At 65.6% G+C, this 25797-nt stretch carries 26 protein-coding genes and 1 tRNA gene; 24 read left to right on the forward strand and 3 right to left on the reverse strand.

What is annotated here, in order from left to right:
• The first annotated feature begins 34 nt into the window (after positions 1-34).
• From rpmF to nagZ, 21 genes are all read left to right on the forward strand, one after another.
• Complete coding sequence (gene rpmF, locus BME24068_RS24900; protein ID WP_047900174.1) at positions 35-214, forward strand: 50S ribosomal protein L32; 180 nt, start codon at positions 35-37, stop codon at positions 212-214.
• A gap of 130 nt (positions 215-344) precedes the next feature.
• The gene (plsX, locus tag BME24068_RS24905; protein ID WP_174927706.1) at positions 345-1451 is read left to right on the forward strand and encodes a phosphate acyltransferase PlsX; all 1107 of its coding nucleotides are present in this window, start codon (positions 345-347) and stop codon (positions 1449-1451) included.
• Positions 1452-2441, forward strand: coding sequence for a beta-ketoacyl-ACP synthase III (locus BME24068_RS24910; protein ID WP_096507532.1), 990 nt, complete (start codon positions 1452-1454; stop codon positions 2439-2441).
• Between the two features lie 85 nt (positions 2442-2526).
• Positions 2527-3459: an ACP S-malonyltransferase gene (fabD, locus tag BME24068_RS24915; RefSeq protein ID WP_174927707.1), complete on the forward strand. Its 933-nt coding sequence runs from the start codon at positions 2527-2529 to the stop codon at positions 3457-3459.
• Positions 3460-3495: 36 nt separating this feature from the next.
• On the forward strand, positions 3496-4245 hold the full coding sequence (gene fabG, locus BME24068_RS24920) for a 3-oxoacyl-ACP reductase FabG (protein WP_006752487.1): 750 nt from the start codon (positions 3496-3498) through the stop codon (positions 4243-4245).
• A gap of 144 nt (positions 4246-4389) precedes the next feature.
• Positions 4390-4629: an acyl carrier protein gene (acpP, locus tag BME24068_RS24925; RefSeq protein ID WP_004197638.1), complete on the forward strand. Its 240-nt coding sequence runs from the start codon at positions 4390-4392 to the stop codon at positions 4627-4629.
• A gap of 162 nt (positions 4630-4791) precedes the next feature.
• Positions 4792-6024: a beta-ketoacyl-ACP synthase II gene (fabF, locus tag BME24068_RS24930; RefSeq protein WP_174927708.1), complete on the forward strand. Its 1233-nt coding sequence runs from the start codon at positions 4792-4794 to the stop codon at positions 6022-6024.
• 11 nt (positions 6025-6035) lie between these two features.
• Positions 6036-6500, forward strand: a complete 465-nt coding sequence (locus BME24068_RS24935) for a protein YgfX (protein ID WP_098549337.1) — start codon at positions 6036-6038, stop codon at positions 6498-6500.
• Positions 6501-6591: 91 nt separating this feature from the next.
• A complete protein-coding gene (gene rpoE, locus BME24068_RS24940; RefSeq protein ID WP_006490873.1) occupies positions 6592-7191 on the forward strand; it encodes an RNA polymerase sigma factor RpoE in 600 nt (199 codons plus the stop codon).
• A gap of 88 nt (positions 7192-7279) precedes the next feature.
• Positions 7280-7897, forward strand: a complete 618-nt coding sequence (locus BME24068_RS24945) for a sigma-E factor negative regulatory protein (RefSeq protein WP_174927717.1) — start codon at positions 7280-7282, stop codon at positions 7895-7897.
• Between the two features lie 5 nt (positions 7898-7902).
• Positions 7903-8955, forward strand: coding sequence for a MucB/RseB C-terminal domain-containing protein (locus BME24068_RS24950; RefSeq protein ID WP_096507528.1), 1053 nt, complete (start codon positions 7903-7905; stop codon positions 8953-8955).
• 16 nt (positions 8956-8971) lie between these two features.
• Positions 8972-10489 carry a DegQ family serine endoprotease gene (locus tag BME24068_RS24955; protein ID WP_174927709.1) on the forward strand — a complete coding sequence of 506 codons (1518 nt, stop codon included), beginning with the start codon at positions 8972-8974 and terminating at the stop codon, positions 10487-10489.
• Positions 10490-10496: 7 nt separating this feature from the next.
• Complete coding sequence (locus tag BME24068_RS24960; RefSeq protein WP_096507526.1) at positions 10497-10733, forward strand: glutaredoxin family protein; 237 nt, start codon at positions 10497-10499, stop codon at positions 10731-10733.
• Between the two features lie 227 nt (positions 10734-10960).
• Positions 10961-12754 (forward strand): translation elongation factor 4, encoded by a 1794-nt coding sequence (gene lepA, locus BME24068_RS24965; RefSeq protein WP_096507525.1) that lies wholly within the window; start codon positions 10961-10963, stop codon positions 12752-12754.
• A gap of 16 nt (positions 12755-12770) precedes the next feature.
• Complete coding sequence (lepB, locus tag BME24068_RS24970) at positions 12771-13664, forward strand: signal peptidase I (protein ID WP_096507524.1); 894 nt, start codon at positions 12771-12773, stop codon at positions 13662-13664.
• 155 nt (positions 13665-13819) lie between these two features.
• A complete protein-coding gene (gene rnc / locus BME24068_RS24975; RefSeq protein ID WP_174927710.1) occupies positions 13820-14950 on the forward strand; it encodes a ribonuclease III in 1131 nt (376 codons plus the stop codon).
• A 60-nt stretch (positions 14951-15010) separates the two neighbouring features.
• The gene (gene era, locus BME24068_RS24980; RefSeq protein WP_096507522.1) at positions 15011-15910 is read left to right on the forward strand and encodes a GTPase Era; all 900 of its coding nucleotides are present in this window, start codon (positions 15011-15013) and stop codon (positions 15908-15910) included.
• A complete protein-coding gene (gene recO / locus BME24068_RS24985) occupies positions 15897-16736 on the forward strand; it encodes a DNA repair protein RecO (protein WP_096507521.1) in 840 nt (279 codons plus the stop codon). Before era ends, recO begins: the two co-directional genes overlap by 14 nt.
• Complete coding sequence (pdxJ, locus tag BME24068_RS24990) at positions 16733-17509, forward strand: pyridoxine 5'-phosphate synthase (RefSeq protein WP_174927711.1); 777 nt, start codon at positions 16733-16735, stop codon at positions 17507-17509. Before recO ends, pdxJ begins: the two co-directional genes overlap by 4 nt.
• Positions 17510-17578: 69 nt before the next feature.
• Positions 17579-18010: a holo-ACP synthase gene (gene acpS, locus BME24068_RS24995; RefSeq protein ID WP_096507519.1), complete on the forward strand. Its 432-nt coding sequence runs from the start codon at positions 17579-17581 to the stop codon at positions 18008-18010.
• Between the two features lie 16 nt (positions 18011-18026).
• Entirely contained in the window at positions 18027-19055 is a 1029-nt protein-coding gene (gene nagZ, locus BME24068_RS25000) for a beta-N-acetylhexosaminidase (protein WP_174927712.1), read from the forward strand.
• Positions 19056-19211: 156 nt separating this feature from the next.
• Here the strand turns inward: nagZ and BME24068_RS25005 are convergent, their stop codons facing one another.
• The 3 genes from BME24068_RS25005 to earP form a co-directional block, all read right to left on the reverse strand.
• Positions 19212-20597, reverse strand: a complete 1386-nt coding sequence (locus BME24068_RS25005; RefSeq protein ID WP_096507517.1) for a sigma-54-dependent transcriptional regulator — start codon at positions 20595-20597, stop codon at positions 19212-19214.
• A 271-nt stretch (positions 20598-20868) separates the two neighbouring features.
• On the reverse strand, positions 20869-21426 hold the full coding sequence (gene efp, locus BME24068_RS25010) for an elongation factor P (RefSeq protein ID WP_096507516.1): 558 nt from the start codon (positions 21424-21426) through the stop codon (positions 20869-20871).
• Between the two features lie 138 nt (positions 21427-21564).
• Positions 21565-22752 carry an elongation factor P maturation arginine rhamnosyltransferase EarP gene (gene earP, locus BME24068_RS25015; protein ID WP_174927713.1) on the reverse strand — a complete coding sequence of 396 codons (1188 nt, stop codon included), beginning with the start codon at positions 22750-22752 and terminating at the stop codon, positions 21565-21567.
• A gap of 76 nt (positions 22753-22828) precedes the next feature.
• Here earP and uvrC point away from each other — a divergent pair, with 76 nt between their 5' ends.
• The 3 genes from uvrC (at position 22829) to BME24068_RS25030 (ending at position 25796) form a co-directional block, all read left to right on the forward strand.
• Entirely contained in the window at positions 22829-24886 is a 2058-nt protein-coding gene (uvrC, locus tag BME24068_RS25020; RefSeq protein WP_174927714.1) for an excinuclease ABC subunit UvrC, read from the forward strand.
• Between the two features lie 99 nt (positions 24887-24985).
• Entirely contained in the window at positions 24986-25573 is a 588-nt protein-coding gene (pgsA, locus tag BME24068_RS25025) for a CDP-diacylglycerol--glycerol-3-phosphate 3-phosphatidyltransferase (RefSeq protein ID WP_096507513.1), read from the forward strand.
• 147 nt (positions 25574-25720) lie between these two features.
• Positions 25721-25796, forward strand: a tRNA-Gly gene (locus BME24068_RS25030).
• Position 25797: the final 1 nt, after the last annotated feature.

Consider the following 25797-nt stretch of genomic DNA (forward strand, 5'->3'; position numbering starts at 1 on the left):
TGTTAGAATCCGGAAAATTATTTAGGAGTTAGTCATGGCAGTCCAGCAAAACAAGAAGTCGCCGTCGAAGCGCGGCATGCATCGTTCGCACGATTTCCTGACGGCGTCGCCGCTGGCAGTCGAGCCGAGCACGGGTGAAGTGCATCTGCGTCACCACGTCAGCCCGAACGGCTACTATCGCGGCAAGAAAGTCGTCAAGACGAAGAACGACTAAGCGTCAAGTCACGCGTTGCGCGCTACGATTCGCCGTTCGCGTGACAACTGGTTCGCTTGACACTTTCCTGGCTCAACAAAAAGGCGGCATTCAACTGCCGCTTTTTTGTGCCTGAAATTCGTCGCATTCCATGACCGTAAAGCTCACAATCGATTGCATGGGAGGCGACCACGGCCCGTCCGTGACCGTTCCCGCGGCAGTCAAGTTCGTCCGCGCGCATCCCGATGCGCACCTGATGCTCGTCGGCATCGAAAGCGCGATTCGCGCTCAGCTGAAAAAGCTGAAAGCCCTCGACGATCCCGCGCTGACCATCGTGCCCGCCACAGAAGTCGTGGCGATGGACGACCCTGTCGAAGTGGCGCTGCGCAAGAAGAAAGATTCTTCGATGCGCGTCGCGCTCAACCACGTCAAGGATGGCGCGGCCCAGGCCTGTATTTCCGCCGGCAACACCGGTGCGCTGATGGCCGTTTCCCGCTATGTGCTCAAGACGCTGCCCGGCATCGAGCGGCCCGCGATCGCGTTCGCTTTGCCGAACCCGACCGGCTACACGATGATGCTGGACCTCGGCGCGAACGTCGACTGCGAGCCGCAGCATCTGCTGCAGTTCGCGGAGATGGGGCATGCGCTCGTCGCCGCGCTCGAAGGCAAGGAGCGTCCGACGATCGGCCTCTTGAACATCGGCGAAGAGGTCATCAAGGGCAACGAGACGATCAAGCGCGCAGGCGAGCTGCTGCGTGCCAGCACGCTGAATTTCCGCGGCAACGTCGAAGGCAACGACATCTACAAGGGCACGGTCGACGTGATCGTCTGCGACGGCTTCGTCGGCAACGTCGCGCTGAAGACGTCCGAGGGGCTCGCGCAGATGCTGTCCGACATCATCCGCGAGGAGTTCGGCCGTTCGCTGATGTCGAAGTTCATGGCGCTGCTCGCGCTGCCGGTGCTGATGCGTTTCAAGAAGCGCGTCGACCACCGCCAGTACAACGGCGCGGCGCTCCTGGGGCTGAAGAGTCTCGTGATCAAAAGCCACGGTTCGGCCGATGCCTACGCGTTTGAGTGGGCGATCAAACGCGGGTATGATGCCGTCAAAAACGGCGTGCTGGAGCGCCTCACGCGCGCGATGGCGGATAATTCGGCGTCGCTCGGCGACGGCGAACACGACGCGGGCGGCGCGGGCCAGACGAGCCCGGCCGCAGGCCATCACGCCGAACCTTCCGCTGCGCAATCCTCTAAAGCATAAATGGCCCAATCGACTCTCTATTCCCGCGTGCTCGGCACGGGCAGCTACCTGCCGCCCGACCGCGTCACGAACCAGCAGTTCGCCGAACGTCTTGCGAAGGAAGGCATCGAGACGAGCGATGAATGGATCGTTGCGCGCACGGGCATCCATGCGCGCCATTTCGCCGCACCGGACGTCACGACGAGCGATCTCGCGCTCGAGGCGTCGCGTCGGGCGATCGAGGCGGCCGGCATCGATCCGCAGTCGATCGACCTGATCATCGTCGCGACTTCGACCCCCGATTTCGTGTTCCCCAGCACGGCCTGCCTGCTGCAGAACAAGCTCGGCATCAAGAGTGGCGGCGCGGCGTTCGACGTGCAGGCCGTGTGCTCGGGCTTCGCCTATGCGATGGCGACGGCCGACAGCTTCATCCGCAGTGGTCAGCACCGCACGGCGCTCATCGTCGGCGCGGAGACGTTCTCGCGCATTCTCGATTTCAAGGACCGCACGACCTGCGTGCTGTTCGGCGACGGTGCGGGCGCCGTGATCCTGTCCGCCTCGGAAGAGCCGGGCGTGCTCGGCAGCGCGCTGCATGCCGACGGCAGCTATTCGAACATCCTCTGCACGCCGGGCAACGTCAATCGCGGCGTGATCGACGGCAGCGCGTTCCTGTACATGGACGGGCAGGCCGTGTTCAAGCTCGCGGTCAACGTGCTCGAGAAGGTCGCGATCGAAGCGCTCGCCAAGGCGAATCTCGCACCCGAGCAGGTCGACTGGCTGATTCCGCACCAGGCCAACATCCGCATCATGACCAGCACCTGCCGCAAGCTCGGCCTGCCGCAGGAGCGCATGGTCGTGACGGTCGATCAGCACGGCAATACGTCGGCTGCATCGATCCCGCTGGCGCTCGATACGGCAGTGCGCGACGGCCGCATCCAGCGCGGTCAGCACGTGCTGATCGAAGGTGTCGGCGGCGGCTTCACCTGGGGTGCGTCGGTCTTCCGCTTCTGATCCGCAGCGCGCGTTTGCTGCGCGCGGATCCCGAACCGGCGCGCCGTTCGCGCGCGCCGTCCGAATCGATTCAATTGGGGACGATATGAAATTTGCATTCGTTTTTCCGGGGCAGGGCTCGCAGTCGGTCGGCATGCTCAACGCATTCGCCGATCTGGCCGTCGTGCGCGAGACGCTCCAGGAAGCATCCGATGCACTCAATCAGGATCTCGGCAAGCTGATCGCCGAAGGTCCGGCCGAAGAACTGAATCTGACGACCAACACGCAGCCCGTGATGCTGACGGCCGCGTACGCGTGCTATCGCGCGTGGCAGCAGGCAGGCGGCCCGGCGCCGTCGATCGTCGCGGGCCACAGCCTCGGCGAATACACGGCGCTTGTCACGGCTGGCGCGATCGCGTTCAAGGACGCGGTGCCGCTGGTGCGGTTCCGTGCGCAGGCGATGCAGACGGCCGTGCCGGTCGGCCAGGGCGGCATGGCCGCGATCCTCGGCCTCGACGACGACACGGTGCGCGCGGTGTGCGCCGAAGCCGCGGAAGCGGGCGTCGTCGAAGCGGTGAACTTCAACGCGCCGGCGCAAGTCGTGATCGCGGGTGCGAAGGCGGCCGTCGAGAAGGCGTGCGAGATCGCGAAGGCGAAGGGCGCGAAGCGCGCGCTGCCGCTGCCGGTTTCGGCACCGTTCCATTCGTCGTTGCTCAAGCCGGCGTCGGATCAACTGCGCGACTATCTCGCGAACGTCGACGTGAACGCGCCGCAGATTCCGGTCGTCAACAACATCGACGTCGCGGTGGTCAGCGATCCGGCCGCGATCAAGGACGCGCTGGTGCGCCAGGCGGCGGGCCCGGTGCGCTGGGTCGAGTGCGTGCAGCACATCGCGGGCACGGGCGTCACGCACGTGATCGAATGCGGTCCGGGCAAGGTGCTGGCAGGCCTGACCAAGCGCATCGACGGCAATCTGGTCGGCGCATCGCTGTTCGATCCGGCGTCGCTCGAAGAAGCGCTCAAGCTGGCGACCGCCTGACGCGGCGCCTTTCCTCAAGAGACGGATATTCGATTCATGGAAAAGACTCTCGATAAACAGGTCGCGATCGTGACCGGCGCATCGCGCGGCATCGGCCGGGCGATCGCGCTCGAACTGGCGCGCCTGGGCGCGACGGTGATCGGCACGGCGACGAGCGAATCGGGCGCTGCCGCGATTACCGCCGGGTTCGCGGAAGCGGGCGTGACGGGCCGCGGCGCGGTGCTGAACGTCAACGATGCGGCTGCAGCCGAGGCGCTGATCGACGCGACCGTGAAGGAATTCGGCGCGCTCCACGTACTCGTCAACAACGCCGGGATCACGCAGGACCAGCTCGCGATGCGGATGAAGGACGAAGACTGGGACGCGGTGATCGACACCAACCTGAAGTCGGTGTTCCGCCTGTCGCGCGCGGTGCTGCGCCCGATGATGAAGGCGCGCGGCGGCCGCATCATCAACATCACGTCGGTGGTCGGCTCGGCCGGCAACCCGGGCCAGGCCAACTACGCGGCCGCGAAGGCCGGCGTCGCGGGCATGACCCGCGCGCTCGCGCGCGAAATCGGCAGCCGTGGCATCACGGTGAACTGCGTCGCGCCGGGCTTCATCGACACCGACATGACGAAGACGCTGCCGGAAGAACAGCAGGCCGCGCTCAAGACCCAGATTCCGCTCGGCCGCCTCGGCAGCCCGGAAGACATCGCCCATGCCGTCGCATTCCTCGCATCGCCGCAAGCCGGTTACATCACCGGCACGACGCTGCACGTGAACGGCGGCATGTACATGTCGTAACGGTTTTCGTTTACCATCCGCGCCGTATCCCGTTTTTCAGGCGGACCGGCGCTTGATCGACCATCAAGCCAACGCGCGTTTTGGCGTCAGCAAACCTGATAAAATGCGCGCACTTGTAAATCTGAACTTTCCCTCGGAGGGGTAATGGATAACATCGAACAACGTGTCAAGAAGATCGTCGCCGAGCAACTGGGCGTCGCGGAAGCCGAAATCAAGAACGAAGCTTCGTTCGTGAACGACCTCGGCGCAGACTCGCTCGACACCGTTGAACTGGTGATGGCTCTGGAAGACGAGTTCGGCATGGAAATCCCGGACGAAGAAGCAGAGAAGATCACGACGGTTCAGCAAGCGATCGACTACGCTCGCGCAAACGTCAAGGCGTAAGCGTGCTTCGCGCTCGTCTGCCACGTCGTCGCGATCTTCGCGTTTGACGCGCCATCCTGCCGGCAACCGCGCCGGACGGACTAACAGCCACAGGGCTCGCAGGGCTGGTTCCTGCGGCCACTGTGGCTTTTGTTTTTGTCATCCAATGGAAAAGAGGTTACCGTGAGCCGCCGTCGTGTTGTCGTTACAGGCCTGGGGCTGATTTCGCCTGTTGGCAATAATGTTGCCGACGGCTGGGCCAATCTCGTCGCCGGCAAGCCCGGCATCGCCACCGTCACGAAGTTCGATCCGTCGAACCTCGCCGTGCATTTCGCGGGCGAGGTGAAGGGTTTCAGCGCCGAGGAGTACATCCCGGCGAAGGAAGCCCGCAACATGGATACGTTCATCCATTACGGCATCGCAGCCGGCGTCCAGGCAATCCGGGACAGCGGGCTGGAAGTGACCGAAGCCAATGCGGAACGCATCGGTGTGCTGGTCGGCTCCGGCATCGGCGGCTTGCCGATGATCGAAGACACGCACCAGACCTACATCGATCGCGGTGCGCGCCGGATTTCGCCGTTCTTCGTGCCAGGCTCGATCATCAATATGATCTCGGGCCACCTGAGCATCATGTTTGGCCTGAAAGGCCCGAACCTCGGGACTGTAACGGCCTGCACGACCGGCCTGCACAGCATCGGTCTCGCTGCACGGCTGATTCAGGCCGGCGACGCCGACGTGATGGTCGCGGGCGGTGCCGAATCGACGGTGTCGCCGCTCGGCATCGGCGGGTTCGCGGCAGCGCGTGCGTTGTCGACCCGCAATGACGATCCGGCGACGGCATCGCGTCCGTGGGACAAGGATCGCGATGGCTTCGTGCTGGGCGAAGGCTCGGGCGTGATGGTGCTGGAAGAGTACGAAGCGGCGAAGGCGCGCGGCGCGAAGATCTATGCGGAAGTCTCGGGCTTCGGCATGACGGGCGATGCGTACCACATGACCGCGCCGAACATGGACGGCCCGCGCCGCTGCATGGTTGCGGCGCTGCGTGACGCCGGCGTGAACGCGGACGAGGTCCAGTACCTGAACGCGCACGGCACGTCGACGCCGCTCGGCGACAAGAACGAGTCCGACGCGGTGAAGGCGGCCTTCGGCGAGCACGCGTACAAGCTCGTCGTGAACTCGACGAAGTCGATGACGGGTCACCTGCTGGGTGGCGCGGGCGGCCTCGAGTCGGTGTTCACGGTGCTGGCGCTGCACAACAACGTGTCGCCGCCGACCATCAACATCTTCAACCAGGACCCCGAGTGCGATCTCGATTACTGCGCGAACACCGCGCGTGACATGAAGATCGACGTGGCCGTGAAGAACAACTTCGGCTTCGGCGGTACCAACGGCACGCTGGTGTTCAAGCGCGTCTGAAGCAGAATCGCTTGACGAGTCCATTCGATGCGCCGGCCGGGCGTCCGCAGCGTTTTGCGCTGCGGGCCTCGGCCGTGTCGTATGTCGTGCTGGCCGCGTTCGTCGCGGCGGCCGCCGCGTCCGCGTACCTGTTCTGGGCGCCGCGGGCGGGCGCTGCCGCAGGCGCATGCGTGTCCGCGGCGACGGCCGCGCTGCTTGCCGTGTGTGCTGCGCGGGCCTGCGCCCGTCGGCTGCCGGCCGAGCTGCGGATCGATGCATTCGGGGAGATTGCGGCCTTTGGCCGCAGTGGGCGGCTACTGGCGCGCGGTCGCGTGACGGGTCATGCACACTGGAGCAGCCTGCTGCTCGTGCTGTCGGTCGGGCAGGGGGCCCGGCGTGCACGGCCGTTGCTGATTCCTGCCGATGCGCTCGACGCCGCGTCGTTCAGCGCGTTGTCCGTGCTGGCGCGAACCGCGGGCACGGCGGGGCGGGCATGACGGCGGCGCAGTTACCGACCGTAACCAGCGCCCGACGCCGGAACGCTACAATAACGCTCCGCGTTGCATCCCTAGTTAATGGATTTGTCAGGTGAGTGAAAAAGAAATCGATCAGGCTCTGGTCGAGCGCGTACAGAAAGGCGACAAGGCGGCGTTCGAACTCCTGGTCTCCAAATACCACCGCAAGATCATCCGGCTGATCTCGCGCCTCGTGCGGGATCCCGCCGAGGTCGAGGATGTGGCCCAGGACGCGTTCATCAAGGCGTATCGTGCGCTGCCGCAATTTCGCGGCGAGTCGGCGTTTTACACGTGGTTGTACCGGATTGCCGTCAATACGGCGAAGAACTACCTTGCGACGCAAGGCCGTCGGGCGCCGACGTCGACCGAGGCCGATGCAGAGGAAGCGGAAACTTTCTCCGACGCAGACCAACTAAGGGATATCAACACGCCTGAGTCGATGTTGATGAGCAAGCAGATTGCGGAGACGGTCAACGCTGCAATGGCCCTCCTGCCCGAAGAACTGCGCCAGGCGATTACGCTGCGCGAGATCGAGGGCCTGAGCTACGAAGAGATCGCGGAAATGATGGGCTGTCCGATCGGGACGGTCCGGTCGCGCATCTTCCGGGCACGCGAGGCAATCGCTGCGAAATTGCGTCCGCTGCTCGATACGCCCGAAGGCAAGCGCTGGTAAGCGCGATGGGCGCATCGACGCGGGTCGGGGTCTAGTTACGGATAGAGTCGTGGCATCACGACGGGGTGTGTGCAAGATGGGGAGCATCATGGGGTCGGTCAATACGCAGTCGCAGGCTTGCTCGCGCGGCGAGCGCCTTTCCGCTCTGGTCGACGGAGAACTGTTCGACGGCCCGGATCACGGGCAGTTTCTGGCTGGGCTCGACCGCGCGGACCGCGCAGCGTGGGCCCATTACCACCTGATCGGCGATGCGCTGCGCTCGGACGAGCTCGCGCTGCCGCCCGCGCTGAGCGTCGCGTTCACCGCGCGCATGTCGGCCGCGCTCGAAAGCGAGCCGCACCTGCTCGCGCCGGCCGCCGCGCCGGTCGCCCGCAAGCTGCTGTCGCTGCGCCGGCGCGTCGTGCCCGCGTTCGCGGTGGCGGCCGCTGCAGCCACGCTGACGTGGATCGTCGTCCCGCAGATGCAGACGGCCGGTACGCCGGGCGCCGTCCAGGTCGCATCGGCAGGCGCGCCGCAGCGCGGCGACCTGCAGCGCGTGACGGTCGCGCAGGCATCGGTCCAGCCGGGCTTGCAGGACGTCAACATCATCCGCGACGCCACGCTCGACCAATACCTCGAAGCGCACCAGCAATTCGCGCAGCAGCCCGTCGTCACGGGCTCGATGCCGCTGATCCGCGCTGCCGTGACCACCACGCCAGGCCAATAAACCCGATGCGGACATTGCAGTTGAATCAAGCCATCTCCGGATGGAAGCGGCTGCCGGCCCTCCTGCTTTGCGCAGCCGCCCTGTTGTCCGTTCAATCCCTTCCTGCCAGCGCCCAGCAACCGGACGATCCCGTCGCGACCCGCAAGGGTGCGGCGGACTGGCTCGACCGCATCCAGCAGGCGGCGCAGCAGCAGAACTACGAGGGGACGTTCGTCTACCAGCGCGGCGGATATGTGCAGTCGTCGCGCATCGCGCACGTTTCGTCCCGCGACGGCGAGTTCGAGCGTATCGAGACGCTCGACGGCAAGCCGCGCAAGGTCCTGCGGCATAACGACGAACTCTACACGTTCGTGCCGGAGCGCAAGCTGTGCGTGGTCGAGCGCCGCCAGACGCGCGACTCGTTCCCCGCGCTGCTCGGCGCGAGCGGCGAGCACGTGATGTCCGTCTACGACGCGAAACCGCTCGGCAAGGACCGCGTGGCAGGAATCGACGCGCAGGTCGTCGAACTCGTGCCGAAGGACGCGTACCGCTTCACGTACAAGCTGTGGGCCGATGCCCGCACCGGGCTGTTGCTGCGTTCGCAGACGCTCGACGCGAGCGATCACGTGCTCGAGCAGATCGCGTTCTCGCAAGTGCAGACGGGCGGCACGGCCGGCGACAAGTCGGCGATTGCCGCCGGAATCCGCAACCTGGGCGGCTGGACGGTCGTCCGTCCGCCGGTCGCGACGGTCGACATGGAGGCACAGGGCTGGCAGATCGCACCGAACGTCGCCGGCTTCCAGAAAATCCGTGAAGTGCGTCGGCCGATGGCCGCGCGCGATGCCGGCGATCCGCCGATTTCGGTGGATCAGGCCGTTTTCACCGACGGACTCGCAACGATCTCCGTCTTCATCGAGCCGGCCGAGAAGAATACGCGCAAGGAAGGCGCGGGAAGCACCGGTGCGACGCACGTTCTCGTGAAGCGCCGCGGCGACTACTGGATCACCGTGCTCGGCGAAGTGCCGCCGGCTACGTTGCAGCAGTTCGCGTCTGCCATAGAATACAAGGCTTCCAAGTAACGCTTCGGCTTCCGACATGACGAAACTCACGCTGCGCAACTGGCTCGCGGCGGCGGCGCTGTGCGCCTGCCTGCCGCTCGTCCCGCATCCCGCGGTTGCGGCTACGGCTCCCGCCGCCAGCCTCCCGGACTTCGCCGACCTGGTCGAAAAGGTCGGGCCGGCCGTCGTGAACATCCGGACCACCGCGAACGTGCCGATAGCAGGCCCGCGCGGCGCGCTTCCGCCTGGCTTCGACAACGGCGACATGTCGGAATTCTTCCGGCGCTTCTTCGGCATTCCGTTGCCGCAGGCGCCCGGTAACGGCAGCGGTAACGGCAGCGGTAATGGCAGCGGCAACCCGAAAGATGCGCCCGCGCCCGACAATCCGCCCGATGCCGAGCAGAACCGCGGCGTCGGCTCCGGTTTCATCGTGTCGGCAGACGGCTACGTGATGACCAATGCGCACGTCGTCGACGATGCGGACACGATCTACGTGACGCTGACCGACAAGCGCGAATTCAAGGCGAAGCTGATCGGCGTCGACGACCGCACGGACATCGCCGTCGTGAAGATCCAGGCGTCGAACCTGCCGATCGTCGCGATCGGCGATTCGAACAAGGTGCGCGTCGGCGAGTGGGTCGTCGCGATCGGTTCGCCGTTCGGCCTCGACAACACCGTGACGGCCGGCATCGTCAGCTCGAAGAGCCGCAACACCGGCGACTACCTGCCGTTCATCCAGACCGACGTCGCCGTGAACCCCGGCAACTCGGGCGGCCCGCTGATCAACATGCAGGGCGAAGTGATCGGCATCAACTCGCAGATCTACAGCCGTACCGGCGGTTTCATGGGCATTTCGTTCGCGATCCCGATCGATGAGGCGATGCGCGTGGCCGACCAGTTGAAGGCGACGGGCAAGGTCACGCGCGGCCGGATCGCGGTGGCGATCGGCGAGGTGACGAAGGACGTGGCCGATTCGATCGGGCTGCCGAAAGCCGAAGGCGCGCTCGTCAGCAGCGTCGAGCCGGGCGGTCCGGCCGACAAGGCGGGCATCCAGCCGGGCGACATCATCCTGAAGTTCAACGGCCGGCCGGTCGATACGGCGTCGGATCTGCCGCGCATGGTCGGCGACACGAAGCCGGGCACCAAGGCGACCGTCAGCGTGTGGCGCAAGGGGCAGGCGCGCGATCTGCCGATCACGATCGCGGAGACGCCGGCGGAGACGACGGCGAAGGCCGAGCAGCGCAAGAACACGCCGCAGAAGCCGCGCCAGGCCAACTCGCTCGGCTTGACGGTCAGCGACATTTCGGCGGATCAGATGAAGTCGCTGAAGCTGAAGGGCGGCGTGCAGATCGACGGCGTCGACGGCCCGGCAGCCCGTGCCGGCCTGCAACGCGGCGACATCGTGCTGCGTGTCGGCGACACCGACATCATCAGTGCGAAGCAGTTCGCCGAAGTGACCGCGCAGCTCGATTCGCAGAAGGCGGTCGCGGTGCTCGTGCGACGCGGCGACAACACGCAGTTCGTGCCGGTGCGGCCGCGTCCGACGCAGAAGTAACGCGCCGATGTTCACGCTCTACGGCCGCGGCTGGTGCCACCTGTGCGACGACATGCGCGACGCGCTGGCGCCGGTCGCGGCCGAATTCGGTGTCGCGGTCGACTATGTCGACATCGACGCCGATCCGGCACTCGTTGCCCGCTACGACGAGGACGTGCCCGTGCTGCTGCTCGACGGCGCGGAGGTGTGCCGGCATCGCTTCGACGAGGGGAGGGTGCGCGACGCGCTCGCGGCCCGGCGCTGAAGCTGACTCGATCGCCCGGTGCGGCACCGCTTCGCGCGGCACGTTTTCGCTTTGGGGGCGGCAGCATCGGCCTCTCACCGGGAAGCCGTTACCGGGCGCGCGTCGCCCGGCGTTCCGAATTACCGCCCGGCAAAGGCCTTTTCGGCTAAAATAAGCCGTTTTTTCACCGACTTACAAGGCGTGCTCCGCGGTCGTCGAGCGCGCCTTTTTCGCTTGATCGGCACTGAATGGATCATATTCGCAATTTCTCGATCATCGCGCACATCGACCATGGCAAGTCGACACTCGCGGATCGCATCATCCAGGTATGCGGCGGCCTCGCCGACCGTGAAATGGAAGCGCAGGTGCTCGACTCGATGGACATCGAGCGCGAGCGCGGCATCACGATCAAGGCGCAGACGGCTGCACTGTCGTATCGCGCCCGCGACGGCAAGGTCTACAACCTCAACCTGATCGATACGCCGGGGCACGTCGACTTCTCGTACGAGGTCAGCCGTTCGCTGTCCGCGTGCGAGGGCGCGCTGCTCGTGGTCGACGCGAGCCAGGGCGTCGAGGCGCAGACGGTCGCGAACTGCTACACGGCGATCGAGCTCGGCGTCGAAGTCGTGCCCGTGCTGAACAAGATCGACCTGCCGGCCGCGAACCCCGAGAACGCGATCGAGGAGATCGAGGACGTGATCGGCATCGACGCGACCGACGCGACGCGCTGCAGCGCGAAGACGGGGCTCGGCGTCGAGGACGTGCTCGAATCGCTGATCGCGAAGGTGCCGCCGCCGAAGGGCGATCCGGCCGCGCCGCTGCAGGCGCTGATCATCGACTCGTGGTTCGACAACTATGTCGGCGTCGTGATGCTCGTGCGCATCGTCAACGGTACGCTGCGTCCGAAGGAAAAGATCAAGATGATGGCGACCGGCGCGCAGTATCCGGTCGAGCACATCGGCGTGTTCACGCCGAAGTCGCGCAATCTCGAATCGCTGTCGGCCGGGCAGGTGGGCTTCATCATCGCCGGCATCAAGGAGCTGACGGCCGCGAAGGTCGGCGATACCGTCACGCACGCGACCAAGGCCGCCACCGAGCCGCTGCCGGGCTTCAAGGAAGTGAAGCCGCAGGTGTTCGCGGGCCTCTATCCGGTCGAGGCGAACCAGTACGACGCGCTGCGCGAGTCGCTCGAGAAGCTGAAGCTCAACGACGCGTCGCTGCAGTACGAGCCGGAAGTGTCGCAGGCGCTCGGCTTCGGTTTCCGCTGCGGCTTCCTCGGGCTGCTGCACATGGAAATCGTGCAGGAGCGGCTCGAGCGCGAGTTCGACATGGACCTCATCACGACCGCGCCGACGGTCGTCTATGAGGTGGTGCAGAGCGACGGCTCGACGATCATGGTCGAGAACCCGGCGAAGATGCCGGAGCCAGGCCGCATTGCCGAGGTTCGCGAGCCGATCGTCACCGTGAACCTGTACATGCCGCAGGACTACGTCGGCTCCGTGATCACGCTGTGCGAGCAGAAGCGCGGCTCGCAGATCAACATGCAGTACCACGGCCGCCAGGTGCAGCTCACGTACGAAATCCCGATGGCCGAGATCGTGCTCGACTTCTTCGATCGTCTGAAGTCGGTGTCGCGCGGCTATGCGTCGATGGACTACGAGTTCAAGGAATACCGTTCGTCGGACGTCGTGAAGGTCGACATGCTGATCAACGGCGACAAGGTCGATGCGCTGTCGATCATCGTGCACCGCTCGCAGTCGCAGTATCGCGGCCGCGAAGTGGCCGCGAAGATGCGCGAGATCATCCCGCGCCAGATGTACGACGTGGCGATCCAGGCCGCGATCGGCGCGCACATCGTTGCGCGCGAGAACATCAAGGCGCTGCGCAAGAACGTGCTCGCGAAGTGCTACGGCGGCGACATCACGCGAAAGAAGAAACTGCTCGAGAAGCAGAAAGAAGGTAAGAAACGCATGAAGCAGGTGGGTTCGGTCGAGATCCCGCAGGAAGCGTTCCTCGCGATCTTGCGCGTCGAAGACAAATAACAGGACTGATCCTTTTATGAATTTTGCGCTGATTCTTTTTGTGCTCGTCGTGGTGACGGGCGTAGCGTGGGTGCTGGACAAACTGGTGTTCCTGCCGCGGCGACGCAAGGCGGCCGACGTGGCGATCGAGGAATTCGATCGCCAGCAGTCGCGCATCGACAAGCGTTTCGCGGATGAAAACGCGGTGCAGACGCGTTCGAAGCTGCGCGACGAGAAGCTGCGCCAGCCGTGGTGGCTCGAGTACACGGCCAGCTTCTTCCCGGTGATCCTCGCGGTGTTCGTCGTGCGTTCGTTCGTCGTCGAGCCGTTCAAGATTCCGTCGGGCTCGATGGTGCCGACGCTGCTCGTCGGCGACTTCATCCTCGTGAACAAGTTCGAATACGGTCTGCGTCTGCCGATCACGAACACGAAGATCACGCAGGGCAGCCCGCTGTCGCGCGGCGACGTCGTCGTGTTCCGTTATCCGAAGGACGAGTCGGTCGACTACATCAAGCGCGTGATCGGCCTGCCGGGCGACACGGTTGCTTACCAGGACAAGCAACTGACGATCAACGGCCAGCCGGTGCCCGAAACGCCGCTGCCCGATTTCTTCGACGACGAGCGCCAGAATTACGCGAAGCAGTTCGAGGAAACGATCGGCACGAGGAAGAACGCGATCCTGAACAATCCCGCCGTGCCGCCGTTCGTGATGGGCGCCTACGATTATCCGTATCGCGACAACTGCACGTACAACAGCCGCGGCGTGATCTGCAAGGTGCCTCCGGGTCACTACTTCATGATGGGCGACAACCGCGACAACAGCGCGGACAGCCGCTACTGGGGTTTCGTGCCGGACAACAACATCGTCGGTCGCGCGTTCTTCATCTGGATGAACTTCAGCGATCTGAAGCGCATCGGTTCCTTCAACTGATCGCGTTTCTCGACTCACACGCAATACGCGATGCACGGGCCGCGTCGCGTATTGCCGAACTACTTTAAGAACCGGCGGTAACACCGCCTCGTCACGCCTTTTCGCGTCCGGCCGCGCCGTTTCGGCCCGACCGGCGCCCGCGTTATACTCCTGCCATGCCCCCATCCCAGTTGGAAAGCCGGCTGCGCTACGAATTTCGCAATGCGGAATTATTGCGCCAGGCTTTGACCCATCGCAGTCACAGTGCCACGCACAACGAACGGCTCGAGTTTCTCGGCGATTCCGTTCTGAATTGCGCGGTGGCCGCCCTTTTGTTCCAGCGTTTCAGCAAGCTGGACGAAGGTGACTTGTCGCGCGTGCGCGCCAATCTCGTCAAGCAGCAGTCGCTGTATGAAATTGCTCAGGCCCTGAATATCTCGGAAGGGTTGCGGCTGGGCGAGGGCGAACTGCGCAGCGGCGGCTTCCGCCGCCCGTCGATCCTCGCGGACGCATTCGAAGCCATCATCGGGGCCGTATTCCTCGATGGCGGCTTCGAAGCCGCCCAGGGGGTCATCAAGCGCCTCTACGTGCCGATTCTCGACCACATCGATCCGCGTACGCTCGGCAAGGACGCGAAGACGCTGCTGCAAGAGTATCTGCAGGGGCACAAGATCGCGCTGCCGACCTATACGGTCGTCGCTACGCATGGTGCGGCGCACAATCAGCAGTTCGAGGTCGAATGCACGGTGCCGAAGCTCGACGTGAAGGTGTCGGGTTCCGGCGCGAGCCGGCGTGCGGCCGAGCAGGCTGCCGCGAAGAAGGCGCTCGACGAGGTGATGGCGGCCGCGCCGATGCTGGCGTCGAAGCCGAAGCGTTCGAAGAACGCGCGTGGCTCCAAGCATGTCGAGCCCGAAATCGTGCCGGGCGTGAAGGGCGTGCAGGAAGCGCTCGACCTGCGTTCGCCGGAGCGCAAGGAACGCGCGGCCGCGCGCGATGCGAAGGCGGCGGCCGAGCCCGGCGCGGAATCGGCCCAGGCGCCGATGGCGGCGATTCGCGCATCCCACGTGGAAGCGGCTTCGGACAAGGCCGAACGGTCGGCGAAGCCGGCGGCTGACAAACCTGCCGACAAGCCGTCGGACAAGGCGGCCGATCCGGCGTCGCCGTCCGCTGAAAAGCCGGCCGGTTCCGACCCAGCTTCGCGTCCGACGTTGCGCGCCCGCGATTCCGCGTCGCCCGACACCGATACGCCGCCGGGCGGCGCAAGTCTTGCTGCCGCGCAGGCGCGCGTGGCCGATGCCGACCACTGAATTGCCCATCGATCGTGCCGCGCGCCGCGCGGCCGGTTCCGAACCTGTCTCCCAAACGATATGAACACTCCCGCTCCTACCGGTTTCCGTTGCGGCATGATCGCGATCGTGGGCCGCCCGAACGTCGGCAAGTCGACGTTGATGAACGCACTCGTCGGCCAGAAGATCAGCATCACGTCGCGCAAGGCGCAGACGACCCGCCATCGCATCACCGGCATCAACACGTTCGACGACGCGCAGTTCGTGTTCGTCGACACGCCGGGCTTCCAGACCCGTCACAGCACCGCGCTGAACCGCTCGCTGAACCGCGCGGTCACGTCGACGCTCACGTCGGTCGACCTGATCCTGTTCGTGATCGAGGCCGGCCGCTTCGGGCCCGACGACCAGAAGGTGCTCGACCTGATCCCGCCCGGCATGCCGACGCTGCTGATCACGAACAAGATCGACCGCGTGACCGACAAGGCGTCGCTGTTCCCGTTCATGCAGAAGATGAGCGCGCTGCGCGAATTCGCCGAGCTCGTGCCGCTGTCCGCGCAGAAGCCGGAGGACATCAAGCGCCTGCTGGAAACGATCAAGCCGTATTTGCCGGAAGGCGAGCCGATCTACGGCGAGGACGAGCTGACCGACCGCAGTTCGCGCTTCCTCGCGGCCGAAATCCTGCGCGAGAAGGTGTTCCGCTGGACCGGCGACGAATTGCCGTACACGAGCACCGTCCTGATCGACAAGTTCGAGGAGGAGGGGCGCCTGAAGCGCATCTTCGCGACGATCCTCGTCGAACGCGATTCGCACAAGGCGATGGTGATCGGCAAGAAGGGCGAGAAGCTCAAGCAGATCAGCACCGAAGCGCGGATGGACATGGAAAAGCTGTTCGACGGCCCCGTGTATCTCGAGACCTTCGTGAAGGTGAAGAGCGGCTGGGCCGACAACGAGGCGGGGCTGCGTGCCTATGGGTACGAATGACGCGCTGACGTCGACCGAAGACGCGGTGACGGACGGCGCGAACGACGCGCCGCTGCCGGCACCGCCCGAACCGCCGCGTCGCAAGGCGCGGCGTGCGACGTCTCGCACGTCCGATTTCCGCGTTGCCGAGCAGCCGGCGTTCGTGCTGCACAGCTATCCGTACCGGGAAACGAGCCTGATCATCGACGTGCTCACGCGCGATCACGGCCGGCTCGCACTCGTCGCGAAGGGCGCGAAGCGCCCGCACTCCGCGCTGCGCGGCGTGTTGCAGACGTTCCAGCCGCTCTTGCTGTCGTGGTCGGGCAAATCCGAAGTCCGCACGCTGACAGGCGCCGAGTGGGTGGGCGGCATGCTGCCGCTCGGCGGCGACGGGCTGCTGTGCGGCTTCTACGCGAACGAACTGCTCGTGAAATTCTGCGCGCGCGAGGATCCTCAGCCGCCGCTCTTCAATCACTACGTGTTGACGCTCACGCGCCTCGCGCACGGCGAACCCGCGGTGCAGGTGCTGCGTTCGTTCGAACGCGTGCTGCTGCGCGAGACCGGCTATGCGATGGCGCTGAACCGCACGGTCGCGCGCCGCGCGGTCGAGCCCGATGGCCGGTACGTATTCGATCCCGAGCGCGGCGTGCGCAATGCGGGCGACGACGTGCCGTCGCATTGGCCGGTGATTGCAGGACAGACGTTGCTCGACATGGAGCAGGACGATTACCATCGAGCCCAGACGGTCGCGCAAAGCAAGACGCTGATGCGCTTCCTGCTGAACACCTATCTCGGCGGTACGCCGCTCGCCACGCGTCAGATCCTGATCGACCTGCAAAATCTATGAGCTTCTTCCTGACAACGCCCACCGCCATCGACCTCGGCGTGAACATCGACCACGTCGCGACGCTGCGCAACGCGCGCGGCACGACCTATCCCGATCCGATTCGCGCGGCACTGGCCGCCGAAGAGGCCGGCGCGGATGCGATCACGCTGCACCTGCGCGAGGATCGCCGCCACATCGTCGATGCGGACGTGCGCAAGCTGCGCCCGCTGCTGAAGACGCGGATGAACCTCGAGTGCGCGGTGACGGCCGAGATGCTCGACATCGCATGCGAAGTGCGTCCGCACGACGCGTGCCTCGTGCCCGAGAAGCGCGAAGAGCTGACGACCGAAGGCGGTCTCGACGTCGCCGGCCGCTTCGAGGCCGTGCGCGCAGCATGCAAGCAGCTCGCCGACGCCGGCGTGCGCGTGTCGCTGTTCATCGACCCGGACGAGACGCAGATCCGCGCGGCGCACGAAGCCGGCGCGCCGGTCGTCGAGCTGCATACGGGCCGCTACGCCGATGCGCACGACGAAGCCGAGCAGCAGCGCGAGTACGAGCGCATCGTCGCGGGCGTGCAGGCTGGCGCGCAACTGGGCCTGAAGGTCAACGCCGGTCACGGTCTGCACTACACGAACGTGCAGCAGATCGCCGCGATCGACGGCATCGTCGAGCTGAATATCGGCCACGCGCTGGTCGCGCATGCGATTTTCGCGGGCTGGGACAACGCAGTGCGCGAGATGAAGGCGATCATGGTCGCGGCACGTGTCGCCGTACTGCACGGCGGCGCGCGCTGACGATGACACCAGTGCGCACGCGCGTCGCTCGTCATCCTGCACCGTCGATGCAACGCGGCGGGTGTTGACATGGCGATCTACGGCATCGGCACCGACATCGTCCAGGTGAGCCGCATCGCGGCCGTGCTCGAACGCACGGGCGGCCGGTTTGCCGAGAAGGTGCTCGGCCCTGACGAACTACGTGTATTCCATGCGCGCCGCGCGCGTTCCGAGGCGCGCGGCATCGCGTTTCTCGCGACGCGCTTTTCCGCGAAGGAAGCGTTCTCGAAGGCGATCGGCCTCGGCATGCACTGGCCGATGACGTGGCGCGCGCTGCAGACCCTCAATCAACGCAGCGGCGAGCCGTACGTCGTCGCGTCGGGCGAACTGGCCGACTGGCTTGCCGCGCGCGGCATCACGGCACGCGTGACGGTCAGCGACGAACGCGACTATGCGGTGTCGTTCGTGGTCGCCGAGACGGACGCCGCCCCGCCTGCACCTGTTTCCCGAACCACTCCCTGACGGACTTTCCGATTCGATGAAAACGACTCCCGGCCCGGTCATGCTCGACGTCGTCGGCACGGCCCTGTCGCGCGACGATGCGCGGCGCCTTGCGCATCCGAATACCGGCGGCGTGATCCTGTTCGCGCGGCATTTCCAGAACCGCACGCAGTTGACCGCGTTGACCGATTCGATCCGCGCGGTGCGCGAGGACATCCTGATCGCCGTCGATCACGAAGGCGGCCGCGTGCAGCGGTTCCGTACCGATGGCTTCACGGTCTTGCCCGCGATGCGCCGCCTCGGCGAACTGTGGGATCGCGACGTGCTGCTCGCGATGAAGGTCGCGACCGCGGTCGGCTACATCCTGGCCGCCGAGTTGCGCGCATGCGGAATCGACATGAGCTTCACGCCGGTGCTCGATCTCGACTACGGGCACTCGAAGGTGATCGGCGATCGCGCGTTCCACCGTGACCCGCGCGTCGTCACGCTGCTCGCGAAGAGCCTGAACCACGGGCTGTCGCTTGCCGGCATGGCGAACTGCGGCAAGCATTTTCCGGGGCACGGTTTCGCGGAGGCCGATTCGCACGTCGCGTTGCCGACCGACGACCGTTCGCTCGACGCCATTCTCAAGCAGGATGTCGCGCCGTACGACTGGCTCGGCCTGTCGCTGTCCGCGGTGATTCCGGCACACGTGATCTACACGCAGGTCGACAAGCGGCCGGCGGGCTTCTCGCGCGTATGGCTGCAGGACATCCTGCGCGGCCGACTGGGCTTCACCGGCGCGATCTTCAGCGACGACCTGTCGATGGAAGCGGCGCGCGAAGGCGGCACGCTCACGGAGGCGGCCGACGCGGCGCTCGCCGCCGGCTGCGACATGGTGCTCGTGTGCAACCAGCCGGACGCGGCCGAAGTCGTGCTGAACGGGCTGAAGGCACATGCGTCGGCCGAGTCGGTGCGGCGCATCAAGCGGATGCGGGGGCGCGGCAAGGCGCTCAAATGGGACAAGCTGATCGTGCAGCCCGACTATCTGCAGGCGCAGGCGCTGTTGAGCAGCGAGCCGGCGTAAGCGGGAAGGGCGGCGAGACGCCGCGCCGTTCCGGTTGATGGAAACAAAAAGCCGCGCGAATGCGCGGCTTTTTTGTCGGGGCTGACCCTTGGGGCGATCCGCTTTTACGCAACTAACCGTCAGATCCGACCAGCGCCCGCGACAACTGCCGCCTGGTCAGTTGACCTTCATTCGCTGCAATTTGTTGTACAGCGTCTTGGGGCTGATGCCGAGCAGAGTCGCCGCCCGGTGTCGCGTGCCGCCGACCGCGTCGAGCGTGGCGCGGATCAGCAGATCCTCGACGTCGGACAGCGGGGTGCCGACCTTGATCTGCACGCTGCTGCCGTTCAGCGCGGCACCGGCCGTGAAGCTGGCCTCGCCCGCACGCAGCGTTTCGATGAAGTCGCCCGAGGCGTCGTACGCGAAGCGCACGCGCTCCTGCAGTTCGCGCACGTTGCCCGGCCATTCGTAGGACAGGCATTCGCGCACGAAGCCCGGCGCCGCGCGCTTGTCGGTCGTGCTGCGGCCCGTGGCACGCGCTTCGCGGTTCAGTTCGTCGATCTGCGCATCGGCGATTGCGAGCGCATCGCCGTCGCGCTCGCGCAGCGGCGGCATCGTGATCGACGCGGCATCGAGACGCAGCCACAGATCCTCGCGCAGCGTGCCGTTCGCGACCGCTTCGCGCGCGGGGCGGCGCGTCGTCGCGATCAGCCGGAAGTCGCTGGCGATCGAACTCGTGCCGCCGATCCGCATGAAATTCTGCGAGTCGAGCGCGTGCAGCAACGCTTCCTGCAGCACGAGCGGCAGCGCGGTGATCTCGTCGAGGAACAGCGTGCCGCCGCCGGCCTGTTCGAACAGGCCCGATTCGCGCCGCTCGGCGCCGTCGAATGCGCCGCGCTCATGGCCGAACAGCACGCTGTCTAGCGATGCGCCCTGACGGCCGGCTTGCGCGATCGTGCGGCAGTCGAACGACACGAACGGCCCCTTGCGGCGGCGGCTCAGGTCGTGCAGCGTGCGCGCGGCCAGCTTCTTGCCGGTACCGGCTTCGCCCGCGAACAGCACGGCCGTTTCGGTACGCGCGTTGTGCTCGATCATGTCGTACACGTGCTGCATCGGTTCGCTGCGGCCGACGAGGGCGCCGAAGCGGCCGAGGTGGCGCAGCGACGCGCGCAGCGTCTGCACTTCATCGATCAGTTCGTAGGGCCGCGGAATCCGGGCGAGCAGGCTGCGCAGGCGCGGAATGTTGATCGGCTTCAGCAGGTAGTCCCAGATGCCGTGACGCAGGCCTTCGATCGCGCTCTCGACAGTCGCGTTGCCCGTCAGCACGATCACCGGCAGCGAGCCGTTCGGCTGTTGCTGCGGCAGGTGCTGGAGCAGGTCGAATCCGCTGCCGTCCGGCAGGTTCAGGTCGACGAGGACGACATCGGGAATCGAGCGGCCGAGCGCCGTGCGCGCTTCGGCGAGCGACGTGGCCGTGTCGACCGAGAAGCCGTCTGCGGCGAGCAGCGCGGTGAGGCCGGACAGACTGTTGGGATCGTCTTCGACAATCAGGGCGTGTGGCATGGTGAACGCGAGTCGAGTCAAGAGAGGCGGGCTGTCGGCATCGGGCCGGCCGCAGCCGCATGTCAGATTAAAAACTGATTTTATGCCCCGCCGAACGCGTAACGAGCATTATTTCTCCGGCGCTATAAAACAGTTACCGATGATACAAATTGAATATCTTTACCGGTGGCTTTTGTGCTGCTTATGGCGGCAGCGCGCGGCCGCTGTTGATGCCGGACAAACAAAAAGCGCCCCGAAGGGCGCTTTGTTCGATGCGGAAATCGCAGACCGGTTACGCGCGGCTGCGGTATTCGTTCGTACGCGTATCGATTTCGATCTTGTCGCCGGTGTTGCAGAACAGCGGCACTTGCAGTTCGAAGCCCGTTGCGAGCTTTGCGTTCTTCAGCACCTTGCCCGACGACGTGTCGCCCTTGACGGCCGGTTCCGTGTAGGTGATTTCGCGAACCAGGATCGTCGGCAGTTCGACCGAGATCGCCTTCTCGTTGTAGAACACGACTTCGCAAGCCATGCCGTCTTCGAGGTAGTTCAGCGCTTCGCCCATCATTTCCGCTTCGACTTCGTACTGGTTGTAGTCGGCGTCCATGAACACGTACATCGGGTCGGCGAAGTACGAGTACGTCACTTCCTTGCGGTCGAGCACGACGACGTCGAACTTGTCGTCGGCCTTGTAGACCGATTCCTGGCCTGCGTTCGTCAGCAGGTTCTTCATCTTCATCTTGACGACGGCGGCGTTACGGCCCGACTTGTTGTATTCGGCCTTGGCGATGACCCATGCGTCGCTGCCGATCTGCACGACGTTGCCTACGCGGAGTTCCTGTGCGGTCTTCATAAAAAACTGTCCTGATCCAATCAAATAAATAGGTGCCTGAGCGTTGCGCAACGGCTGACGGCGCAAGCGGGGGTGCGTTCCGGTGGGCGCCAGGAGCCCAAACGCGAGCGCTTGCGTGGTCAGCCGTCGGATAACCGCTTATTTTAACTGAGATTTTGCGTATTCCGCCAGCTTTCCGGCGAGATCGCCGACGCTCGCCAACTCGTCGGCCCAGCGGGCCGCATTCGCGTCGAGCACGGTGCGATGTTGCAGCAAATCGGCCCAATCGGGCGTGCCGGCGCCGTTCCATGCATGCCAGAGGCGTTCCAGCGCCGCGCGCGGCGCGTCGGCGAGGCCCGCCGACACATGCGCGAGCGCTGCGTCGAGTTTCGGCAGATGCGCATCGTCCGCCTGCGGGTAGATGTGCCATACGAACGGCTTGCGCGCCCATTGCGCGCGAACGAACGAGTCCTCGCCGCGCACGAAATTCACGTCGGCCGCCCATAGCAGCGGATCGTAGTCGGCCTGCGGGACGAACGCGAGCCCGTACGCCGTCAGGTTGCCGCTGCTCGCACGTGCGCCGGCGCCGAACGATTCGACCCCGAAGAAGCGCGCGAGCGCGGGCGAGATGCGACCGGCCGGCACGAGCGCGACCACGGGCGACGGGCCGTCGCGCCACTGCGCGAGCAGTGCGTCGACGGCCGGATTCTCGTACGCGAACAGGCTGACGACCGTCGTGCCGGGCGCGGGCGGCGCACTGCCGGTCGTGTGCTGCCACCACGCGGCGCGCGCCGCGGCATTGGCTTCGAAGGCCGTGCGGCGCGCATCGAGGTCGCGTTCCTTCAGCACGCCGCCGGTGCCGGCCGACAGTCCCGGAAAGAAGAACGTCTTCAGCAGCGGATAACGTGGGTGCGGCGACGGGCGCAGATGGAAATCGGCGACCCAGTCCTCGGCGCTCAGGTATTCGAGGTTGATCCACACCGGGCGGCGCGCGCGGCGCGCCATCGCCGCGAGATACGCGCCGGGCAGCTCGCACGCGAACGCCTCGATCACGACGTCGGCGATGTCCAGCGCGTCGCCGGCTTCCGCATGCCAGTGTTCGACGACGATGCCGTCGAGCGTCTGGCGCCCGGCATCGGGATCGACCCCCGGCAGCAGGCGCGCGAACGTGTCCAGGTCGTCGATGAAGAGGCGAACCTGCCAGCCGTGCTCGTGCACGAGCTGGCGGGCGAGACGCCAGCACACGCCGATGTCGCCGAAGTTGTCGATCACGGTGCAGAAGAGGTCGCACGCGATCGGTTCGTCGGGCGCGTGCGGCGAAGGAGAGGCGGGGGCGGTGCGGGGCATCGAAGCGGGCCGGTGAATGCTCTAAACTGGCGATTCTAATGGACCCGCTCCGCGCCACAAGGTGCCCGGATCACGCATGACATCCCCAGAAGCCGCCGATATCCCGTTCGAACCGAAGAAGATCCTCGCGCAATTGCCGCACATGCCGGGCGTCTACCGCTACTACGACGCAGCGGGCGCCGTGCTCTACGTCGGCAAGGCGCGCGACCTGAAGAAGCGCGTATCGAGCTATTTCACCAAGACGCAGCTGTCGCCGCGCATCGCGATGATGGTCACGCGCATCGCGCGCATCGAGACGACCGTCACGCGCTCGGAGGCCGAGGCGCTGCTGCTCGAGAACAACCTGATCAAGGCGCTCGCACCGCGTTACAACATCCTGTTTCGCGACGACAAGTCGTATCCGTACCTGAAGCTCACCGCGCATCGTTTCCCGCGCATGGCCTACTACCGCGGTTCGGTCGACAAGCAGAACCAGTATTTCGGGCCGTTCCCGAGCGCGTGGGCCGTGCGCGAGAGCATCCAGATCCTGCAGCGCGTGTTCCAGTTGCGCACCTGCGAGGATTCGGTGTTCAACAACCGTACGCGGCCGTGCCTGTTGCACCAGATCGGGCGTTGCACGGCGCCGTGCGTCGGTGCGATCTCGGCGGACGATTACGCGATCGACGTGTCGAACGCCGCGCGCTTCCTGCTCGGCCGGCAATCGGAAGTGATGAAGGAGCTCGAGCAGAAGATGCACGCGTTCGCGGGCGAACTGAAGTTCGAGCAGGCGGCGGCCGTGCGCAACCAGATGAGTTCGCTCGCGACGGTGCTGCACCAGCAGGCGATCGAGGTCGGCAGCGACAGCGACGTCGACATCCTGGCGGTCGTCGCGCTGGGCGGACGCGTGTGCGTGAACCTCGCGATGGTGCGCGGCGGGCGGCATCTCGGCGACAAGGCTTATTTCCCGACGCATGTCGAAAGTGCGCTGACGCTTGCCGAAGGCGACCTCGGTGACGACACCGACGCGCTGGACGCGGCTGGCGCGCAGCCGGATCTGCCGGCGGAAGACGCGACCGTAGACGCAGCAGCAGGCGATACAGTGGAAGAAGCGGCCGGCACGCGCGGCGCGGTGCCGTCGGTGGAGGCCGAGGTGCTCGATGCGTTCATCGCGCAGCACTATCTCGGCAATCGCGTGCCGCCCGTGCTGGTCGTCAGCCATGCGCCCGCGAGTCGCGACCTGCTCGAGCTGCTGTCCGAGCAGGCCGGCCACAAGGTGTCGATGGTGCGGCAGCCGCAGGGGCAGCGGCGCGCGTGGCTGTCGATGGCCGAACAGAATGCGCGGCTCGCGCTCGCGCGGCTGCTGTCCGAGCAGGGTTCGCAGCAGGCGCGTACGCGAGCGCTCGCGGAGACGCTCAGCTTCGAATGCGACGATCTCGCGATGCTGCGGATCGAGTGTTTCGACATCAGTCATACGATGGGCGAGGCGACGCAGGCGTCGTGCGTCGTCTACCATCATCACAAGATGCAGTCGGGCGAGTACCGTCGCTACAACATCACAGGCATCACGCCAGGCGACGATTACGCGGCGATGCGGCAGGTGCTCACGCGCCGCTACGAGAAGATGGTCGAGCAGGCGGCGCAGGCGGCGGCTGCCGACGACGCGGCCGGCATCGACGGCGAATCGACGCGCCAGGCCGAGGCATCGAGCCTGCTGCCGAACATCGTGTTGATCGACGGCGGGAAGGGCCAGGTCGAGATTGCCCGCCAGGTGTTCACGGAGCTCGGGCTCGACACGTCGATGCTGGTTGGCGTCGCGAAAGGCGAGGGGCGCAAGGTCGGCCTCGAGACGCTCGTGTTCGCGGACGGCCGTACGCCGCTGGAACTCGGCAAGGAAAGCGCCGCACTGATGCTCGTCGCGCAGATCCGCGACGAGGCGCACCGTTTCGCGATCACCGGGATGCGCGCGAAGCGGGCGAAGGCGCGCCAGACTTCGCGGCTCGAGGAGCTCGAAGGGGTCGGCGCGAAACGCCGGCAGCGGTTGCTCGCGCGGTTCGGCGGGCTGCGCGGTGTCGTTGCGGCCAGCGTCGAGGAATTGGCGAGCGTCGACGGCATCTCGCATGCGCTGGCCGAGCAGATCTACAAGCAGCTTCACTGACAGGCCGTGCGGCCGGTCGCCCCCTGCGCGCGTTTTGGCGTTCTTGTGGCAGGCCGGTCGACACGGCACAATTGCGAATCCTTTACTGACCCGCATGCCATGCCGTTCAATTTCCCGATTTTCCTGACGTGGGTACGGATCGTGCTGATCCCGCTCGTCGTCGGCGTGTTCTATCTGCCGGACACGGTGATGGGCGGCGCGCACCGCAATATCGCGGCGGCGGCGATCTTCATTCTCGCTGCGCTGACCGACTGGTTCGACGGGTATCTCGCCCGCAAGTGGAACCAGACGTCGTCGTTCGGTGCATTCCTCGACCCGGTCGCGGACAAGCTGATGGTGACGGCGGCGCTGCTGATCCTCGTGCAGATTTCGCGGGTCGACGCGGCGATTGCGTTGGTAATCGTTGGCCGCGAGATCGCCATCTCGGCGTTGCGCGAGTGGATGGCACAGATCGGCGCGTCGAAGAGCGTCGCGGTGAACCAGCTCGGCAAGTTCAAGACCGCATGCCAGATGATCGCGATCCCGATGCTGCTTTACTACGGCCCGTTGCCGCTCGGCATCGCGACGATCGACACGCGCGTGTGGGGCGAGTGGCTGATGTATCTCGCGGCTGTGCTGACGATCTGGTCGATGCTGTACTACATGAAGCTCGCATGGCCGCAGATTCGCGAGCGCGGCGGCGCGTGACGAGGGCGCGCATACGTTCGATCGCGCAGGTTTCTGGAAAAAGGGCTGGAAAAGCCCTTGACATACGAATGTGCCTTCGACATAATCTCGCTTCTCCGCTGCACGACGAAGTAAGTGTGTGACGGGGAAGCAGTAGCGCAGCAATACGCGGGAGTAGCTCAGTTGGTAGAGCGCAACCTTGCCAAGGTTGAGGTCGCGAGTTCGAGACTCGTCTCCCGCTCCAG

Origin of the sequence: Burkholderia anthina (assembly GCF_902498995.1) — a bacterium.
GTDB lineage: Bacteria > Pseudomonadota > Gammaproteobacteria > Burkholderiales > Burkholderiaceae > Burkholderia > Burkholderia anthina.

Excerpts from the sequence above, each read along its gene's own strand:
- BME24068_RS24910 (WP_096507532.1), top strand. The coding sequence starts at position 1,452 with ATGGCCCAATCGACTCTCTATTCCCGCGTGCTCGGCACGGGCAGCTAC.
- lepA (WP_096507525.1), top strand. The coding sequence starts at position 10,961 with ATGGATCATATTCGCAATTTCTCGATCATCGCGCACATCGACCATGGC.
- BME24068_RS24950 (WP_096507528.1), top strand. The coding sequence starts at position 7,903 with ATGCGGACATTGCAGTTGAATCAAGCCATCTCCGGATGGAAGCGGCTG.
- BME24068_RS25005 (WP_096507517.1), bottom strand. The coding sequence starts at position 20,597 with ATGCCACACGCCCTGATTGTCGAAGACGATCCCAACAGTCTGTCCGGC.
- rnc (WP_174927710.1), top strand. The coding sequence starts at position 13,820 with ATGCCCCCATCCCAGTTGGAAAGCCGGCTGCGCTACGAATTTCGCAAT.
- BME24068_RS24960 (WP_096507526.1), top strand. The coding sequence starts at position 10,497 with ATGTTCACGCTCTACGGCCGCGGCTGGTGCCACCTGTGCGACGACATG.
- efp (WP_096507516.1), bottom strand. The coding sequence starts at position 21,426 with ATGAAGACCGCACAGGAACTCCGCGTAGGCAACGTCGTGCAGATCGGC.
- acpS (WP_096507519.1), top strand. The coding sequence starts at position 17,579 with ATGGCGATCTACGGCATCGGCACCGACATCGTCCAGGTGAGCCGCATC.
- lepB (WP_096507524.1), top strand. The coding sequence starts at position 12,771 with ATGAATTTTGCGCTGATTCTTTTTGTGCTCGTCGTGGTGACGGGCGTA.
- nagZ (WP_174927712.1), top strand. The coding sequence starts at position 18,027 with ATGAAAACGACTCCCGGCCCGGTCATGCTCGACGTCGTCGGCACGGCC.
- earP (WP_174927713.1), bottom strand. The coding sequence starts at position 22,752 with ATGCCCCGCACCGCCCCCGCCTCTCCTTCGCCGCACGCGCCCGACGAA.
- acpP (WP_004197638.1), top strand. The coding sequence starts at position 4,390 with ATGGATAACATCGAACAACGTGTCAAGAAGATCGTCGCCGAGCAACTG.
- pgsA (WP_096507513.1), top strand. The coding sequence starts at position 24,986 with ATGCCGTTCAATTTCCCGATTTTCCTGACGTGGGTACGGATCGTGCTG.
- uvrC (WP_174927714.1), top strand. The coding sequence starts at position 22,829 with ATGACATCCCCAGAAGCCGCCGATATCCCGTTCGAACCGAAGAAGATC.
- rpmF (WP_047900174.1), top strand. The coding sequence starts at position 35 with ATGGCAGTCCAGCAAAACAAGAAGTCGCCGTCGAAGCGCGGCATGCAT.
- plsX (WP_174927706.1), top strand. The coding sequence starts at position 345 with ATGACCGTAAAGCTCACAATCGATTGCATGGGAGGCGACCACGGCCCG.
- BME24068_RS24955 (WP_174927709.1), top strand. The coding sequence starts at position 8,972 with ATGACGAAACTCACGCTGCGCAACTGGCTCGCGGCGGCGGCGCTGTGC.
- era (WP_096507522.1), top strand. The coding sequence starts at position 15,011 with ATGAACACTCCCGCTCCTACCGGTTTCCGTTGCGGCATGATCGCGATC.
- pdxJ (WP_174927711.1), top strand. The coding sequence starts at position 16,733 with ATGAGCTTCTTCCTGACAACGCCCACCGCCATCGACCTCGGCGTGAAC.
- recO (WP_096507521.1), top strand. The coding sequence starts at position 15,897 with ATGGGTACGAATGACGCGCTGACGTCGACCGAAGACGCGGTGACGGAC.
- BME24068_RS24945 (WP_174927717.1), top strand. The coding sequence starts at position 7,280 with ATGGGGTCGGTCAATACGCAGTCGCAGGCTTGCTCGCGCGGCGAGCGC.
- fabG (WP_006752487.1), top strand. The coding sequence starts at position 3,496 with ATGGAAAAGACTCTCGATAAACAGGTCGCGATCGTGACCGGCGCATCG.
- fabD (WP_174927707.1), top strand. The coding sequence starts at position 2,527 with ATGAAATTTGCATTCGTTTTTCCGGGGCAGGGCTCGCAGTCGGTCGGC.